Annotated in this window: 7 protein-coding genes; 2 read left to right on the top strand and 5 right to left on the bottom strand. The window is 67.8% G+C overall.

What is annotated here, in order from left to right:
* The first annotated feature begins 69 nt into the window (after positions 1-69).
* Together LAO51_01455 and LAO51_01460 are read left to right on the top strand one after the other, a co-directional pair.
* Complete coding sequence (locus LAO51_01455) at positions 70-1,767, top strand: serine/threonine protein kinase (protein MBZ5637403.1); 1,698 nt, start codon at positions 70-72, stop codon at positions 1,765-1,767.
* Entirely contained in the window at positions 1,764-2,174 is a 411-nt protein-coding gene (locus tag LAO51_01460) for an FHA domain-containing protein (protein MBZ5637404.1), read from the top strand. The genes LAO51_01455 and LAO51_01460 overlap by 4 nt, the downstream gene beginning before the upstream one ends.
* A 20-nt stretch (positions 2,175-2,194) precedes the next feature.
* Here LAO51_01460 and LAO51_01465 read toward each other — a convergent pair whose 3' ends face one another.
* The 5 genes from LAO51_01465 to LAO51_01485 form a co-directional block, all read right to left on the bottom strand.
* Positions 2,195-6,322 (bottom strand): acyl-CoA dehydratase activase, encoded by a 4,128-nt coding sequence (locus tag LAO51_01465; protein MBZ5637405.1) that lies wholly within the window; start codon positions 6,320-6,322, stop codon positions 2,195-2,197.
* A gap of 129 nt (positions 6,323-6,451) precedes the next feature.
* Positions 6,452-6,766, bottom strand: a complete 315-nt coding sequence (locus tag LAO51_01470) for a hypothetical protein (protein ID MBZ5637406.1) — start codon at positions 6,764-6,766, stop codon at positions 6,452-6,454.
* A gap of 112 nt (positions 6,767-6,878) precedes the next feature.
* Positions 6,879-7,301, bottom strand: a complete 423-nt coding sequence (locus LAO51_01475; GenBank protein MBZ5637407.1) for a hypothetical protein — start codon at positions 7,299-7,301, stop codon at positions 6,879-6,881.
* A 79-nt stretch (positions 7,302-7,380) separates the two neighbouring features.
* Positions 7,381-9,183: a DUF4153 domain-containing protein gene (locus tag LAO51_01480; GenBank protein MBZ5637408.1), complete on the bottom strand. Its 1,803-nt coding sequence runs from the start codon at positions 9,181-9,183 to the stop codon at positions 7,381-7,383.
* A 147-nt stretch (positions 9,184-9,330) separates the two neighbouring features.
* Positions 9,331-17,766 (bottom strand): Ig-like domain-containing protein, encoded by an 8,436-nt coding sequence (locus tag LAO51_01485; protein MBZ5637409.1) that lies wholly within the window; start codon positions 17,764-17,766, stop codon positions 9,331-9,333.
* Positions 17,767-17,774 lie beyond the last annotated feature (8 nt).

Consider the following 17,774-nt stretch of genomic DNA (forward strand, 5'->3'; position numbering starts at 1 on the left):
TCCGTTGCGCCTTGACCGACGATTCCGAGAGCCTAGATTTCCTCTCGGGATTCGTCCCGAGAGGTCAGGGTGTCCGCGAACGTCACCGAGGCCGCTTCGGCCAGAGCCGATCCGGAGGTCGCCGCCCACCCCGCAATCGGTCGCTTCTCCCTTCTGGAGAAGATCGGCGCGGGGAGCATGGGCGAGGTTTGGAAGGCCAACGATCCTCGAATCGGCCGGACGGTGGCGGTCAAGCTACTCCGGGTCCCCGACGGCCTCGATCCCGCGAGGCGCGAGGAATGGGAACGGCGATTCCTCCTCGAGGCGCGCGCCGCCGGGAGGCTCGCGCACCCCGGCATCGTCGCAGTTCACGACGTCGGCCAGGCGAACGACGGCCGTCCCTTCATCGTCATGGAATACATCGAGGGGCGCAGCCTCGACGCGTACCTGAAGCGAGGGGTCCGCCCCGACCCGGCCAGGGTGCTCGACTGGGCCGCGCAGGTCGCCGACGCGCTCGACCACGCGCACCGCCAGGGGATCGTTCACCGCGACGTCAAGCCGGCGAACATCCTGATGGACGGCGCCGGCCGGGTTCGGCTCGCTGACTTCGGCATCGCCCGGCTCGGAGACTCGGACCTCACCCGGGAGGGCGCCTTTCTCGGATCCCCGGCGTACGCCGCCCCCGAGCAGATCCGCGGCGGCGCCGTGGACGGGAGGGCGGATCTATTCTCCCTCGGCGCCGTCACGTACGCGCTCCTGACGGGGGCCCGCCCCTTCGACGGAGCGGACCTCCCCTCCATCGCCTACGCGATCTGCCACGTCGAGCCGACGCCGCCCCGCCGCCTGCGCCCCGAGCTGACCGCGGCCATGCAAGCCGTGGTCATGAAAGCCCTGTCCAAGGACCCGGCGCACCGCCATCGGTGGGGACAGGAGATGGCGGAGGATCTCCGTGCCGCCGCGGCGTCGGCCACGGCGCCCGCCAAGAACGGCGGCCGGCTCGAGAAGACCGTCGTGGAGCGGACGGCCGTGGATCGGGCGGCCAGGCCCGCGGAGGGGACCGCTCCGGATTCAGCGGTTGCGATCGAGCATCGGGCGGCGGCATGGGGCTCCGCCGCCGCGGTGGGGGTCGTACGCGCCGCGGCCGCGATCGCCGGCGGCTCGAAGCGGGCCGGCACCCGCGCCGCCGCGTGGTCGGCGGTCTGGGCACCTCGGATCGCGGAGGCAGCGAGGCGCGCGGTGGTAGCGTCCGCCGCTTCGTGCCGGGAGGCGAACTCGCCTCGGCTCCTCGCGGCCGCCGGGCTCCTGCTCGCCGTGGGAGCCTTGGGCGGCGCCATCTGGTTTCGGTCATCGGGCCGGACCCCCGACGTGGAAGCCGCCCCGAGCGCTGCGGCTCGCGTGCGCTCGTTCATCCACGAGTCCGTGCTGCGGGAGAACATCGGCATGCGCGTCGAGCACGGCCTCGGGGACGGGCGCCTGACGGTCTGGTCCGACGGCAGCGAGGTCAAGAGCCGGGCCCTTTCCGCGCGCAAGAAGAAGGTCGCCATCGCGGGAAGGAGCCTGATGTCGTACGGACGGGAGACGGACGAGGACTCGCTCAGGCTGCCTCCCGGCCCGCACGAGCTCTCGGTCCGCGTCACGAGCGGCGACGGGAGGCTCGATCTCGTCCGGAGGCTCTCCGTGGAAGTCGCCGCCGGGGAGCGCTACGCGCTGGACGTGTCGGTGCGGTCGTGGCCGCGGCCCAAGCTCGACCTGGAGTGGCGCCGCGCCGTGCAGAAGGAGGCATCGTGAGCCAGAAGGAAGATCCCCTCGACGGGACGGAGCTCGACCCGCGGCTCCACGCACCGCGCCTCAAGGCCGGGATCGTGCCGGGCGACACGCGGATCTACTTCCGCGTCGTCGAGGGCCCCGACGTGGGCAGGGTGTTCGACGTGTCGAAGGGCGGCTGCTACGTCGTCGGCCGTGGCAAGGCCGACCTGGTCCTGTCCGACCCCAAGGTCTCCTCTCGCCACGCGGAGATCAAGATGTTCGGCCCGGAGCACTTCTACCTCGTGGACCTCGCCAGCACGAACGGGACGTTCCTGAACGGTGTCCGCGTCGACCGCCGCAAGTTCGACCACGAGGACGAGATCCGCGTCGGGGACAGCCTCCTCAAGGTGTCGATCCTGGACGGGACGGTGCCGGTGTCGGGGAGCTGAGCGGAATCTCGCCCCGGCGCTCAGTTGCTCCTCGCCGCGTGCTCGAGCACCTGCTGGATGTGGACGTCCACCTGTCTCACGAACGACGGCGGGACCGGGTAGCCGTCGCTCTCGTAGGTCAGGATCGGCATGCCTCCCTTCAGGCTGAGCGGCCTCAGGATGGCCTCCGAGATCCGGTAAGGAAGGCAGTTGAACGGACCGACGACGATGATCCCGTCGTAACCTTCGCCCTCGGCCTCGAGGCCTTTCCCCACCGTCGGGATGGCCTCGCCATAGATCCTCGGGGAGACGTGCTCGGACGCACTCTCGAACAGCGTCGAGACGTCGTTCGCCCCGGCCACGAGGAGCCCGCTCCGGCGGAAGAGCCCGCGGTAGTAGTCCTCGATCCGTCTCGCCAGACGATAGGCGAGCCAGTCCCTGAGGTACCGCTTCCCGTCGGCCTTTAAGATCCTCGTGCAGGCCTTGGCCATCGCCAGGCTGCCCGGCTTCATCCCCCACCCCTGCGCCGCTCCCGCCACGCCCTGATAGGTGCCGTAGAAGACCAGGTCGCTCAGGTCGACCGGCTTGAGGATGATGCCTCGCTTCGCGTAGAGCTCGTGGACGCCTTCCATGAACAACGGGCTGAAGCGGGTGAAGAAGTCGCCGGTCACCACGACCCGCGGACAGGCGAGGGGATCCCCCGAGCGCGGCAGCGCCGCCAGCCCATCGACGAACGCGGGCAGCCCGGCGTGGAACTTCTCGAGAGACTCGGCCCCGTTGACGAGCCGCAACCACTCCCCCCGGAGCCGAGCGACGCTGCCGGGCGCCCCGACGACCGCCAGGACCTGCTCGATCTCCACGAGGATGTCCGCCGCCAGGATCGCCGCCGACAGATGCCGTGCCAGAGCCGCCTCGGCGAGCCCGAGGAAGCCGTTGTCCCGCCCTGGATTGAGGAGGAAGAGGTCCGGCAGCCGCTGCTCCGCGATGAACCGCTCGAAGTACCCCATGTAGCAGTCCACGACGCAAGGCGCGCCGCCGCGCAGCATGTAGAAGCCCGCGATCTCCCCCGGCCGGCGCCCCTCGTGGACCCGAAGGAGCTGGCCGATGCAGATGGGAAGGGGGAGGCACTCGCGGCCCGACGTGTGCTGGAGGCCCCGGTCGAGCTGGCCGCGGTCCAGCGGCATGATCTCCCCCGCGTTGAGGCCGAGCCAGCGAGCGGCCGCGCCGATGGCCTCGCCGTGGTACCGGGAGAAGTTGGGGAAGTACAGCTTGACCCGCGGGTCGGTGAGCGGAACGATCTCGCCGTTCGACCTGACGATCCGCCCGTTCGACGCGAGCCGGCACGGGGTGAAGGGCCGTGAGCGGGTGGCCTGCGACTCGCGGTAGTTCCGGACGATGTCGAGGAACGCCTCGAGGCGGGTCTGGACCCCGGCATCGGCGGTGTGGGCGTCGATCTCGACGATCAGGTGCGGCTTCGAGCCCAGCTCGGACGCGAGCATCGAGTGGGTGAACGCGTCGATGGTGCAGCTGTAGTTGCCCACGCAGACGAGGAAGACGTTGGGATTCCGCTTGGCCAGCGCCACCGCGTTCATGATCTGGTTGGCGAAGTGCCACGCGGTCGGCCCGTCGCCGACCGGCGCGAGGCAATCCGCGGGGATCACCCTCACGCCCATGCTGGAGAGCTTCTTTCCCACCGACTGCGAGGCCGCCGCCGAGAAGGCGTTGTAGCTGTGCCCCGCGAGCAGGATCGCCGGCCCCCCCTCGGCCACCGCTTCGTCGAGCGCCCGTCGCCCCAGCTCGTTCAGCGCGCGCTCCACCTCCGTCTGGGCGCGCACCGCCGCCGCCCAGGCTCGCTCGGCCGCCTCGCGGGGGAACCCGAGATCGCGCACGGCCGACTCCACGAGCGCCGAGCTGGACCGGTAGCCGCCGGCGAAATCCAACACCGGTGAGAGGAAGCGCGTGTCGGGAAACGCCTTGGCCAGGAAGTAGGGGCCGGCCTGGGTGATCGGGCACAGGAAGGAGTCCCTGCAGGGGCCGGTCTGGGGCATGCGCACCACGTGCGGGAGGAAGACCAGGCCCACCCCCCGGCGCGCGAGGTCGAGCACCGCGCCGTGCGCGATCTGCGCGGGAAAGCAGAAGCCGGAATAAGACTTCAGCTCTCCGCGCCGATCCACGTCGGACAGCACGACCTCCATGCCCAGGGCGGCGAAGAACGTCGAGTACAGCGGGAAGAGCGAGTGCGTCGTCAACGCCCTCGGAATGCCGATGCGGTTCCCCCGCTCCACCGTCCCGCCTAGGGAGCGGCCGAACAGCAAATCGGCTCTCGCTTCGACCAGGTCGGGTGCAGCGGCGGTTCGAGCCTCCCTCTTCCACACGCTCTCGAACAGGCTGCAGCGGCCGCCGAACGGGAATCGCCGGCCGGCCACCTCGAAACGGTCGATGCCGCAGTACAGCTTGCAGGCTCGGCAGGTGAACCGGCCGGCGAGCTTCATCTCCGGCGCGGCCAGTGCCAGGAGGTCGGTCGCGTCGCCGAGCGAGCCGCCGGCGCGCTCGAGGGCCAGTAGCCCGACGCCGAGCGCTCCGAGCAGCTCCGGGGCGGGCGGGACCACCACCTGGCGGTCGACGATCTGGGCGAAGGCGTGCCCGACGGCGCGGTTCAGGGCGACCCCGCCTTGCAGGAACACCTTCTTGCCCACGGGGCGCGGCCCCTTGACCCTGTTGAGATAGTTGTCGGCGATCGCGTAGACCAGGCCGGCGACGACGCTCTCGCGCGAGTGGCCCTGCTGCTGCGCGGCGCGGATGTCGGAGTTGATGAACGCCGCGCAGGTTCCCTTGAATCGCGCGGGGAGCGGGGCGCCGAGCGCCACGCCGGCGATCTCGGAGACCGGGATGCCGAGATCGCCCTGGGCGCTCTCCTCCAGGAAGGAGCCGGTGCCCGCCGAGCAGGCGTCGTTCATGGCGTAGTCGACGGGAACGCCGTTGCGCAGCCGGATGTACTTGGAGTCCTGGCCGCCGATCTCGAAGATCGTGTCCACCTCGGGGTCGAAGTGCGTCGCCCCCGCCGCGTGGGCCGAGATCTCGTTGTAGACGTGGCCGGTGCCCAGGTAGGCGCCGGCCAGCTCCCGGGCCGAGCCGGTGGTGGCGGCGAGGCCGACGGGGCGATTCCCGACCTCTACGGCGAGAGCGCGCAGGCACTCGCGCGCCGCCGAAACGGGGTCGGCGAGCGTCCGCGCGTAGTGCGATGCGACGACGCGGCGGGTCGCCGGATCGAGCAGGACCGCTTTGGTCGTGGTCGACCCCGCATCCACTCCCAGGACCAGCGGGCCGTCGGGCGGTGCCTGCCGGGGGGGCGCGGCGATGAACTCCACGCGGTCCGCGTAGCGGCGGAGCGGCGGGAGGCTGCCGAGATCCGGCTGGCGCGCGATCTTCGGCGACCGGTGGAGCGGCTCGTCGCGAGCCAGCAACGCGCTCCCCCAGGCCTCGAACCAGGGGCTTTCCGGCAGCACGACGAACCGCGTGGCGGCGAGCTTCTCCCGCAGCGCCGCCACGAGCGCCGCGCTGCGCGCCACGCCGCCGATCAGGAGCACGCGCCGGAGCTCGCGCTGCCCTTTCTCGAGGAGCGCGATCACCTTGCTCGCCATGCTGTCCTGGAGGCTGTGGAGGATGTCCTCGGGAGCGGCCTCCTTGCGGTTGAGCTTGTGCGTGATGTCCGACTTGCAGTGCACCGAGCAGCGCGAGGCCAGCGGCACGACCTTGCCGGAGAACGAGAGCCGGATCGCCTCGTCCAATCCCAGCCCCATCCGGCCGATCTGCTGCACGAAGAACTCGCCGCTCCCCGCCGCGCACTTGTTGTCCGAGAGGACGCTCGTGATGCTCGCACCCTCGAGCAGGTAGACCAGGAAGGACTCCCCCCCGAGCGAGGCCACCGCGTCGAAGTCGCCCTCCGCCTCGCGCAGCGCCCGCTGGATGGCGGCGACCTCCGGGATGTGCCCCAGGTGGCCGGACACGCCGAAGTACTCGGCGTCCCTGAATTCGGCCCCTGCGAGCAGCTCGTCGAGGACCTCGAGCGGGCGGCCCTGGTGGGGCACCACCTTGGCGTCCCTGGCGCGGCCTCGCACGACCGCCACCTTGACGGTCAGGCTCCCGATATCCACGCCTACGTAGGACACACGAAGCCTCGCGGTATCGTCGGTCGCTGGAGGAACCTGCTGCTCCGGAACATACGCCGGAGTGCTCCGCCCGTCCAACCGGGATGCGGGGCTAGGTCTGATTCGAGGATCGGAGGTGGATTCCCCTCTTCACTTCAGGAATTGCAGGAATTCGACGGGCGCGCCATCGCACACGACAAAGGCCACGAGGACACCCGGCGAAGGGCTGTTCGGCTGGATGAGGATCTCCTGCCCGGCGAGAGCCCGCTGCAGATCGTCCACCTCGAACGCCACGTGCGGAACCGTCTTCACCAGCTCCGGGAGCGGACAAACCTCTTCGTACCGCATCCACTGAATGCCGAAAGGGTTGCTCTCGTGATCGGTACAGAACACCCCGTAATTCGCAAGGTACGTCTCCCCGCGTTGCGGCGTCCGCGTGGGAATCCCGATGTGGTGGTACTTCATCGACGGGATACCTCCATCGATTCCATCGAAGCGGTTCGACGAATTGGCCATGGCCGAGGCGAATGGGCTCATTCCGGGAGGAATGTTCTTTGCCGCCCGGGGAGGCGGCCCACTACGCCGCCTTCCGGGGAGCGACCCGCGCACCGGCGCAGGCCGCCGGGAGGAACACGACGAGACCTGCGATCCAGAACCAGAGCGGGGGAGGCAACATCAGGTTGGTAGCGATGCCTGCCAGCGTGAGGAGTCCCCCGACGACCAACGCATGGAGAACGGGAGACCGCTTGCCGATCCAGGCCGCGGCGAAACCGCCCGCCAGGCTGCCGAGGCCCCAGCCGAGGACCACGACGAGGAGGGCACCGACAGGAGCGCTTGCGAAGAGGCTTCGGATCGCCTCCCGGTCCGTCGTGCCCCTCGCGAGCTTGCCCATCTCGGGATAGAGGAGGTGGCCGTTGATCGACTCGACCACCATCATGACGACGCTCGCCAGCACGAAACCGACAACGATAGCTACGATGCTTCTAAGAATTGACCGCATGTGATTCCTCCCCGACCGCCCGAGGCCTGCGTCGTTCCGGCCCGAGGCCCGCGGGTAGATCTTAACCCGCGGGGAGCCCTCATCGCCTCTTCAGGAGGAGGATGCCGCTTCCGTCGATGGTAGCGGGCGATTTCTCCTTCCCCTTCGGACCGCCGTTCAGCGATTGAAAGCAGACCTTCATTCCGTTTCCTTCGGTCGTCATCAGCTCCTGGGGCACGTCCTCCTGGGAGCCACCGGTGGGGTACTTCTTCGCCAAACGCCTCAGCATGTCGTCCAGCGGCGGACCCAGCTGCCCCGCGCCTTCCCTGCAGAGCCGGATCGCCGTGGTCGAGCCGGAGACGACCGTCACCTGATTTCCCTTGGTGGGGCAGGGCTGGAACGTCCCTCCGTAGAAGTAGTCGAAGCGGTATACGGTCGCATACCCCTCCACGTCCAGCGGCTCGCCGCGCTTCACCTTGTAGCTGAAATGCTTCCCATCGCCCGGGGAGGCAGCCCTCGCCGCAACGTACTCGACGCCCAGAGGACCCATGACCTTGACCGTGGCGTCGCTGGTGTTCCCGTAATGCCCTTTGAGCTTGTCGGCCGCGGGTCTCAGGTCTTCCCGGAACAACGGCTGGAGCCGCATCAATCCGTGGTATTCGCCCACGTAGTCCAGGCAGGCGCTGATCTGCTTGCGGTCCTCCCACGACACCTCCTTCCCGGCCTTCACGGCTTTCCCGGCGACCCACATCCCGTTCTTCTCCAGCAGGCCCATGAGCCGCGCCCTCTGGCTCCTGAACGACACGTCGTCGGCGCCCCAGGGACCGGAGGAGGTCAGCGCCGCCACGGCGCAGAAGGTGGCGGGCACCCAGCGAATGTCCGGTGGCTTCGAGAAGATGAAGTACAGGAACATGCCGACGAGCCACAGGGCCAGTACGACCAGGAAATAGCGGCGCTCGGTGAGCCCGTACTGGTCCGTGCGCTTGTAGATCGAGACGAGGAGCATTCCGAGCAGGGGCAGGGCGCTGATACAAAACCCCTTCGAGTACTTGGCGATCCAGGATTCTCCCTCCCGATCCCTGGCGGGGAAGAAGAGCAGGAGCGTGACGAGCCCCAGGATGGAGGCCGACGTGGTGAGCCATGCGACCCAGCCCGAGGGCCATTGCTGGGTGATGAGGATCTTGCCCAGGTACGCGTACAGGATGGCGAAGTAGACCGTGGCCAGCGGGACCAGCAGGTACTGGGCGAAGACCTTGACGGCCTTCGGGTAGGAGCCGTCCCGCTCCAGCTCCCCGAAGTCGCGGGGGACGCCCGCGAGGAAGTGCCAGGGAAGGAACACGTACGCCGCGAAGATCCAGAGCCGCGCGTAAGCCTCGGGCTTGATTTCCACGCCCAGCAGCTTGTCGAGGAAGAGCAGGACCACGGACACGCCGGCGAAGAAGACCAGGGTGTAGAGCCCCGACAGCAGGACCCGGGTCACGAGGCGCTCGTTGAAGTGCCAGAAACCGTTGGTCTCCCCGTATCCGAAGTACGCCGCGAAGGAGACCAGGACGACGGAAGGGACCAGCCACTGGAAGTAGTAGATCGAGAAGTTGGGGGCGTGGTGCCGGTACAGCGTGACGAGCAGCACGCCCATCAGCAGGAATCCGAGCGGCCCGTAGACGATGGAGGGGACCCGCTTCGCGAAGGGCGGCCTCTCCTTCATGAGAGTGAGGGAGAACGTCAACGGGACGCCCAGCGACAGGGTCAGGAGCAGCTTCAACCAGGCGAGGTCGAGGTCATGCTGGCCCACCAGCCACCAGAGAAGGAGGCACGCGGAAGCCGCGACGACAAGGGGGTAAGGGAAGCGGAGGAAGGCCTGCGCTGCGTTGTCGATGAGGTACCGCACCGAGGGGAGCTTCATTGGAACCCTCTTGAACAGCGCCCTACCAGTCCTGAATCCGCCGGTCGACGTACGCATTTTCGGAGAAACGGACCTTCGGAGGTCGGGCCCTACGGCACAGCTCGATCGCCTACCGGCGAGCCCCTCGCTCCGACTCGGGCGGTCGGCCTATCCGGTTCGACCTCCTCGTCTTCTGGGCTTGAGATCCCCGGGAGGTGGCAAGACAACTGGAGGCATTCTCACCTTGCAACTGCCATCTCCGGTGCACCTCATGAATCCGGGGCATCCGCACACGGTGCAATCCTCCAACGGGCCGCTCGCGGAACAAAAGAGCGGTCGCTGAATGGAGCATGCTCCGACGGTCGTGCCGTCCGGACAGCGATACTTGTCGCTGAGCGGGTGGCGGTCGACGTTGCAGTTACAGCCATGGTCCTCCAAGTAGTAAGGATCGTCGCAGAACCCATCCGTGTCCGTGTCGGCGCAGACCTCCGAATAGCGGGTCCAGTAGTTGCCGCCGATCTTGGATCCGGGAGAGTAGATCCGGCTTCCGTCCTCTGGGGTCGTGTCCCAATATACGGTCGGAACGCCCAGGTTCCACATGGAGAAGAAGACGTTCGTTCCTTCGTCGAAGTAGTTGTTGTAGATGGCGTTGCCACCCGACAGAGCGGTGATGGTCATTCCATCCACTCCGCTCTGACGAACGAAGTTGTTGACGATCGTGTTGTAGGAGGATCGGTCGATGACGACACCGTCGTAATGGCTGTCCCGAATGGTGTTCCCGGTGATGGTGTTCCAGCTCGAGTGGATCCAGACGCCCGTCTCGTTGTCCTCGAACGTGTTGTTGGCGACGGTATTGTAGGCGTAATCGCCATCCAAGAGGACTCCTTGATCCAAGCACGATTCGATCATGTTGTCCTCGACGAGACTGTCTTGGTGATCGGCTCCGGCGACGACGTGGACCCCACGCGGGAAGTCGCGAATGACGCAGTTCCGGACGGTGACGTTCTTCGCATCGGCCGCTACCTTCACGCCGATACCGCAATTCGGAACGGACGGAGGCGCGGTCCCCATGATCGTCCTTCCGCCGCAGTCCAGCACGACGTCGCTCGCGGTGATGTTGACGCAGGCATTCACGCAGTCGGTGCACTGGATATCCCGCGCCAGGCCGTAGGTCCCTCCATCGCTGATCACGTCGGGGCCGCCCCAGATGTTGTTGGTCGCCAGCCGATAGACGCCCCGTCCGTGGGTGAACGAGAGGATATCCGTGGGGCTGCCTGGCGCGGGGGGGCTGGCGACGAGGTCGAAGACGGCCACGTTCGGGTGGCCGAGCATGAAAGTTCCCCAGGTGACTCCTCCATCCGTGCTGCGGAAGATGCCGACGTCCGTTCCGATGTAGATGATGCTCGAGTCGTTCGGGTCGATGAGCACCGCGTTGACCGGGTTATCGGGGATTCCCGGGTCGATCGCGGCCCACGTCACCACCGCGGGTGACGCGAGGGCGTTGGTCGTGCGATAGACGTGGCGCGTGCCGAATCCGGAGAGCCCCACGATCACGACCCCGGCGGCGTTCCGGTCCACGGCGATGTCGTTGATTCCCCCTCCGGCCGGATTGACGGGCAGTGTCGAGGTGATGTCGTCCCATTCCCGTAACACGCCGAACAGCGCTGTTCGGCGATACACGCGTCCCTTGTCGGTCCCCGCGAAGTACGTATTGCAGTCGCCGGTCGATTGAGCGAAGGCCATCGCCTGTATCAATTGCCCATCCGGAAGATCACCGTCCCTGTCGCGCGACCAGTTGCTTGCGCCATCGGCGGTGCGCCAGGCCGTTCTGCTGCCCGCGATGAGGATCCGCGGGTCGTTCGGACACATCACGAGCGGAGAGATGAACGCCGTGCGGGTCCGGTTCGCGGCGTCTTCCAGGCCGTTATCGGCCTGCGTCCAGGATGCTCCGCCGTTGGTCGTTCTCGAGACGCAGAGGTTCTCGGTTGATGTGAATCGCGTTGCCGGTGAGAGAAAGTCGATCGCCTGGAAAGCACCATCGCCCGCCATCGCTTCGTACCACGTGGGTTCGGACAGCGAGCCCTCGTGACTCAGGGAGCCGTTGTCCTGGCTGCCGCCAAGAATCTCCATGGGGCTCCCGAAGTAGGCCGCAGCGCCGGGGTAGAACTGCGTGAGCGCCAGGCCGCCGCCGTTGCGGCTGGTCCACGTCGCGCCCCTGTCCGAAGTCGTGAAGACGCCGCCATCGTTCCCCAGCCAGACGTCGTTTCCCCGGAATGCGAGAGCATGCTGGTCCACGTGCACCGGATCCGGACAGACGCTCGTCCAAGTGATCCCGGCGTCGACGGAACTCCAGAGCCCGACGCCGCCGAGCCATACCGATTGGTCCGGCGCGACCGCGATGACGAGGGCGAAATTGCAGAAGCCGGCGCCGGGGCCGGCGTACGTACAGATGTCATCAAGGACGTTTCCCTCGCACGACGAGCTGCCTTGAACGATGTTGGGTAGCGAGGTCCACGTTTCGCCGCCGTCGTCGCTCCTGTACGCGCCGAGCTGTCGCTGGTCGGTGATGCTCTCGAAGACGGCGTACACCGTCTCCGACTCGGCCGGGTCGATGGCGAGCGCCACCCGCCCCATGGCGGACGATAACGGCAATCCCGCCGTCTTCTGCGTCCAGGTCGAGCCGCCGTCGGTCGACTTCCAGACGCCGGCGTTATAGACGCCGGCTATGAGCGTGTCCGGGTCGTCGGGGTCGATCGCGAGGTCGTTGGTTTCCGTGGTCTCGGTGCCTGTCTGGACGTTGCCAAGAACCCTGTTCCAGCTCAGCCCGCCATCGGCAGACTTCCAGACGCCCCACGGGTTCCAGCCAGTGGGTCGAGGCGGGACGCTGGGGATGAAGCCCCCCGATCCATCCGTATTGGCAGCCCAGAGGACGCTCGAATCCGATGGGTGGACGATGATGCGACTCACGCTCGTGCCCCCGAACGTCTCCTGGCCCACCAGAGCCCAAGTCGTACCTCCGTTCGTCGACTTGAGGATTCCGGCCCCGTAGTAGCTGTCGCCGCTCAAGTTGGACTCGCCCGTCCCCGCGTAGACGATCTCCGCATCGCGCGGATCGATCGCGAGCGCCCCCGTCGCGAGCGACGCCTGGCCGTCGGTGAGCGGTGTCCAGCTCTCGCCGTGGTCGGTGGTCTTCCAGACACCTCCCCGTGCCCCTCCGATGTAGGCCACGTTCGGATTTGTGGGATGGATCGCGATCGCCGTCACCCGCCCCACCCACTTCCTTCCGGCGCTGAAGAGCGGCGCAGGGCCCATGGGCATCCAGCTCTCTCCGGGGATCCGGCGCACTTGAGACGTGCGCAAAATACCCTTGCGGACGTTCTCGTCGATCTGCGCGAGAGCGAGATTCCGCGCGTCCGGTGAAAAGCGGCCGTTCGGATCGAGTCGGTGGCTCGTGAACCACCGTTCCCGCTGCATCTGGAGGTCGGCTCCTTCGTGCTCTCCGCAGACGAACGATGGGCAGGTGTCGCCCGGTGTCCCGCCGCAGGTTCCGCCGGTGCAGACATCGTTTGCCGTGCAAGCGTTGCGGTCGTCGCAAGCGGCACCGTCGGCCTTCGCCGGGTTCGAGCACACACGCGTGGCCGGATCACAGATGCCGACGTCGTGGCACGGGTCGAGCGCCCTGCACACCACCGGGTCCGCACCGGTGCAGACACCCGACTGGCAGCCGTCCCTCCGCGTGCAGGCATTGCCGTCGTCGCAAGCGGAGCCGTCGGCTTTCGCCGGGTTGGAGCAGACGCCGGTCTCCGGATTGCAGACGCCGGCGAGGTGACACGGATCCGAAGCCACGCATACGATCGGCGAGTGGGCGCACACCCCAGCGCTGCATGAATCCTGGGTGCATGGATCGCCGTCGTCGCAATCGACGGGAACGCAGTTGACCCCGCAGGCCGCCACGGCGGCCAACTCGGGGGTTGCAGCCCCGCTCGTCGTCGTCAGCGTCGCCCGGTACTGGAGGTAGCGGCCGATCGGAGTCGGGATTGAAGTGCCGGACACCGCGGCGAACGACGACCAGGAGATGTCGGGAGTCGGGGTCGCGCCGGTGCGAGTTTCGAACGCATACGCCGTTCCTTCGGGTAGGTCGCCGCTCGGGGTCAGGGTTTGCCACGTCGCCCCGGCCCCCCCGTCGAAGACGCGGGACACGAACCAGCCGGCGGCGGGATACGGGCTCATTCGCATCCAGTCGACACGGATGACCGGTCCGCCGAAACTGTAGTCGCTCGCCATGGGCCGCATGCTCGTCGTCGGCACGTTCGCGGTTTCGGTATGGACGACGGCTCCGTCGATGGAATAAACGACGCTCGCGGCACCCCAGTCGATCCGGAACCTGTGGGTCGCCCCGACCCAGCTTCCGGGATTGAGCACGTCGTGGGACGATGCGCCGCTGTTCGTCCGAGCGTAGAGTTGACCCGTCGTGGGCCCCGTGCTGAACATCGCCCACGGCTCGCCGCCGTTGAACGCGACGGCGAATCCGGCCTGCTCGAAGGTCTGCGCGCCGAAGGTCGCTGAGAATTCAAGGGTGTGATCGGGCGCGTAGACCGCGTTCGCCCGGAAGTAGGCCCCGTCCACGGTCGCCACGCCGTTCGAGATCGTGGTCGTGCCGCCGGTCCACGGAAGGCTCGACCACCCCGTCGGAACCGCCGTTCCCGAGAACTCTTCGCCCAATGCGGGCTCCAAGGTCACCTCGCCGTCGCCGGTCTGCGCCACGTACGTTCCGCCGCCGGCGTCTCCTGCGGCGAAATCCGGAGCGGTCGTGTCGGTCTGGCACGAGACCTGGACGGCGGTCGTGAAGGTCCAGACGTCGTCGGCGCCGAGAGCGTTGCCGGCCAGATCCTCGACCATGTGCTCCACGGTCACGGTGTACACGGTTGCGGACATCAGAGGTGCTATGGGCGTCAGCGCGGCGGTTGCTCCGGAGGGGGTCACCGTCGCGGACACGTCGATCGCGGCGCCTTGCGCTCTCAGCCGCACCGTGGACGCCGTGAGGGTCGCGCCGTTCATCGGCTCGCTGAACGTCACTACGACCTGTGTTCCCACGGGGACATCGGTCGCGCCCGGCGACGGCGAGCGCGCGGCCACCGACGGCGGCGTGAGGTCGGGAAGCGTCTCGCAAGAGATCGATACCTCCCGCAGCGCCGGCGTCCGATCCGGATCCGCGGTGCTCAGGTCGGCGCGGTACTGCAGGTAGCGCGAGGCGCCGCCGATCGTCGATCCCGACGAAGGCACGAGCACGTACGGCGTCCAGGTCCCGTCGGGCATCGACGTGTTGCCGGTCCGCACGTAGATCCACAGCCCGGTCGCCGCGGGCAGATCGGCCGTCCACGTGATTGCTCCCCAGTTGCGCACCGTTCCGCCGTCGAATATCCGGGACCCATAGGTTCCCGACGCAGGGTAGGGACTCATCCGAATCCAGTCCAACGTCAGTGTCGGTCCGCCGTTGTTGTAGTCGCTCGCTCCCGGGCGCATCGCCGTCGTGATCGCTTCGTAACCCGCACCGCTGTGCGACGAGACGAGGGCTCCGTCGATCAGGAAGTCGACGAAGCCGTCCGTCCGCCACTCGATCCCAAAGCGATGGCGCGCATTGAGCCAGTTCGCGCCGAGGTCCACGTCGTGGAACGAACCACCGTTCCAAGTGCGCGCGAGCAGGCTGGCGCCCCCGCTGCCCGTGCTGAAGATCGCCCACGGCGAGATGTCGAACATCCCGTCGGGGAGGACGTCGTTTCCGCCACCGAAGCCGGCATGTTGCCACGGTGCGGCCACGAACGTCGCGTCGAACTCGAGGGCCCGCCCCGGCCCGTAGCGCGGCCCGCCACCCGGCGTCAGGTCGCCGACGCGCGATGTATTGATCCGCGCACCGTCCACGACGACGACGCCCCCGAAGACGGTTGCCCCGCCGCCGGTCAAGGGATAGGTGAACCAGCCGGCCGGCATGCTGGTCCCCGAGAACTCCGCTCCCTCGGACGGCGCCAGGATCACTTCCCCGTCGCCGGTCTCGGCCACGGCCGTCGAGGCGCCGGTCGTGCCCGCGGCGAAATCGGCCGACGTGGCATCGGTGAAGCAGATCTGCGCCGGCGTGGCGAAGCTGAGAGGATCCGACGTCACGAGGGGTTCCGTGACGGAGTTGTTCGCCGCGTCCTTCGACGTCACGCGGTAGTAGTACGTGGTGGCAGGCGAGAGGCCGCCGAGCGTGATGCTGTGGCTCGTCACCAGCGTCGCATCGCTCGCGTTGAGCGCGAGCGAAACTTGCGCCGTGCCGTAGTCGACGCGCGAGTCGGATGCTTCGTTCGTCGTCCACCTGATCGCTGCCGTGCCGTCGGGGTGAGGCGTCGCGCTCACTTCGGTGACGCCGGGTGGCGTCAGGTCGGGCGCATAGGTTGCCTGGTAGCTCCCGGTGGTCGCCGGGAAGAACGCGTACTCGATCCCCTTGATCGTCTCCCTCCGGAAGTCGAGGGGCGCCGCGTCGCGCACGATTCCCGTGAGGACGCCGACGGCCGACGCCGTCGGGACCATGGCCTCCATGTTCCGGGCGCCGGCGCCCGCCGAGACCGTGAATCCCAGGACGCCTCCGCTCCAGGTGATGTTCCCGAACGAGGAGCCGTTCCGCCCGTCGAGCCAGTCGAGCATCTGCTTGGCCGAGACCACCGGCACCCCGTGGGCCTGTGCCGACGCGACGATCGCGTTCGAGCCCGCGTGGCTCGCGTGGTCGAAATGCATGTTGGTGGTGAAGACTCCGTAATACCCCTCGGGCCCGGTGGCCCTGTCGAGGAGCGCGTCGCAGAACGCGGGGAACGTCTCGCCCGACTCGTCCGGCATCTCGGTGGACGCCTGGAAGCAGTCGATGATCGTCCCGTCGAGCTTCGCGAAGCGCATCGGGAACCCCGATCCCGTGAACATACCGGGGCGGTCCTGGATCCAACTCGAAGGCCAGTAGTAGTAGTTCGTGTCGAATCGGATGCCGTTCTGCGCCTCGACCTCGGCGGTCATGCTCCAGTCGCTCCACGCGACGCAGTGGTTCCGGTTGGTCGCCGGCAACGGGATACTCGGGAACCGCTCGTGGAACGTGGCCATCTGGCTCGTGATGAAGTCCTGGTACTGCGCCTGGGTGAAGTTGACGCAGTCGGTGTTCACGTGGAGCGCCACCTCGAATCCAGCGTTGGTGTAGGAGAGCGCTTGCGCGTCCGTGAACGTGGATCCGACGTACAGGTAGCCCGTGGCGCGCACGCACTCCCAATCGGGCGCCGAGCAGTTGGCCGGGCTCTCGCCGATGTAGGTGTCGAAACGCGGCTGCATGCCGGCGTCGCCGTGGTCGTCGCCCGTCTCGACGATCGCCGCCTTGAGGCCCTTGGGGAGGTACCAGAATCGCGGCAACGGCTTGCGGTGCAGGTTGCCGAGGGTGATCGCGTTGGCGAGCAGACGCTGCTGCTCGTCGGCCTGCGGAATCGCGACCTTGCCCAGGTCCACCCAGTCGGCCCGCGGGTCGAACGACGCGTTGCCGAAGAACTGGTCGTCGGAGCGGATCGGCGGAATCTGGCCGTCGCGCTTCTGTCCCACCCGCGCCGGGTTGCCCTGGCGGGTGTAGACCACCGAACGCGCGAGGTCGTAGGTGAACGCGATCGCTTGCCCGCCGTTCTCGCCCACGGCGCGCAGTGTGACCGCCGGGTTCGCCGTCGCGGTCGTCGCGTCCGAGTAGAGCGTCGCGACCGCGGTCGCTCCGCTCTGGGTGTACAGGTCCGCAGTGCCGTGGTACTGGATCGTCTGCCCGACGATCCCCAGGCCCGGACCCGAGGTCGTGTCCACGAGCAGGTACTTGTCGGAGAGCGTCCCGGCCGCCGGCGTGATGCCGAGCAGCCCGGAGAGCTGCGCGTCCGGCCGCATGGCCACGAGGGTCCCGCCAGCGTTCGTCCAGTCGGTGAGCATGGTGACCTGCGCGGTCGTGAACGACATCTCGCCGAGGATCGCGATGTCGTAGTCCGCGAGAACGGCCGGCGTGATGTCGGCGATGCCCAGGACAGCGAACTCATCGAGCCCTTCCGTCCTGAGAATCTCGGCGTAATAGTAAGTGAACGGGTTGATGGAGGAGGCGATCACGAGGATCGGTCCACCCGGTCCATCCTGGGGTGTCCGCGGTGGAACGGTCCTGCTTATGGGGGACAACCCCACGTCTGCCACGGGAGAGCCCCCGGCGAAGTTCTTCGCCCGAGGCTCGGCCACGCTCTGATAGTCGCCGTGGACGCGTTCGTAGCCCGAGTGGGCCCTTCCCGGAGGGTCGAGGTAGGAATCCCGAGTGCCTTTGCCGTATTGGCGGCCGGCCAGGCGAACCGGTACGAGAAAGCGATACAGCGCATCGAACTCCGTCAAGGTCTCTCGGAGCGAAGGGAGCCGGTAGAGCAACTCAATGCTGCCGACCTGATCTGAGCAGCAAACACGATCGATCCCATCCTGCGCCTTGACGCGTTCCTCGAAGGTGAGGACGCGGGCGGAGGCGGTGGACGCAGCCATCCACACGGCGGCCAGGGCGAGCGTGAGACGCACGACTACGTCTCGCATGGGAGCCC

The organism is Terriglobia bacterium (assembly GCA_020073205.1).
Lineage (GTDB): Bacteria > Acidobacteriota > Polarisedimenticolia > Polarisedimenticolales > JAIQFR01 > JAIQFR01.

Coding starts and splice junctions, on each gene's coding strand:
- LAO51_01480 (MBZ5637408.1), bottom strand. CDS start 9,183: ATGAAGCTCCCCTCGGTGCGGTACCTCATCGACAACGCAGCGCAGGCC.
- LAO51_01475 (MBZ5637407.1), bottom strand. CDS start 7,301: ATGCGGTCAATTCTTAGAAGCATCGTAGCTATCGTTGTCGGTTTCGTG.
- LAO51_01470 (MBZ5637406.1), bottom strand. CDS start 6,766: ATGAAGTACCACCACATCGGGATTCCCACGCGGACGCCGCAACGCGGG.
- LAO51_01485 (MBZ5637409.1), bottom strand. CDS start 17,766: ATGCGAGACGTAGTCGTGCGTCTCACGCTCGCCCTGGCCGCCGTGTGG.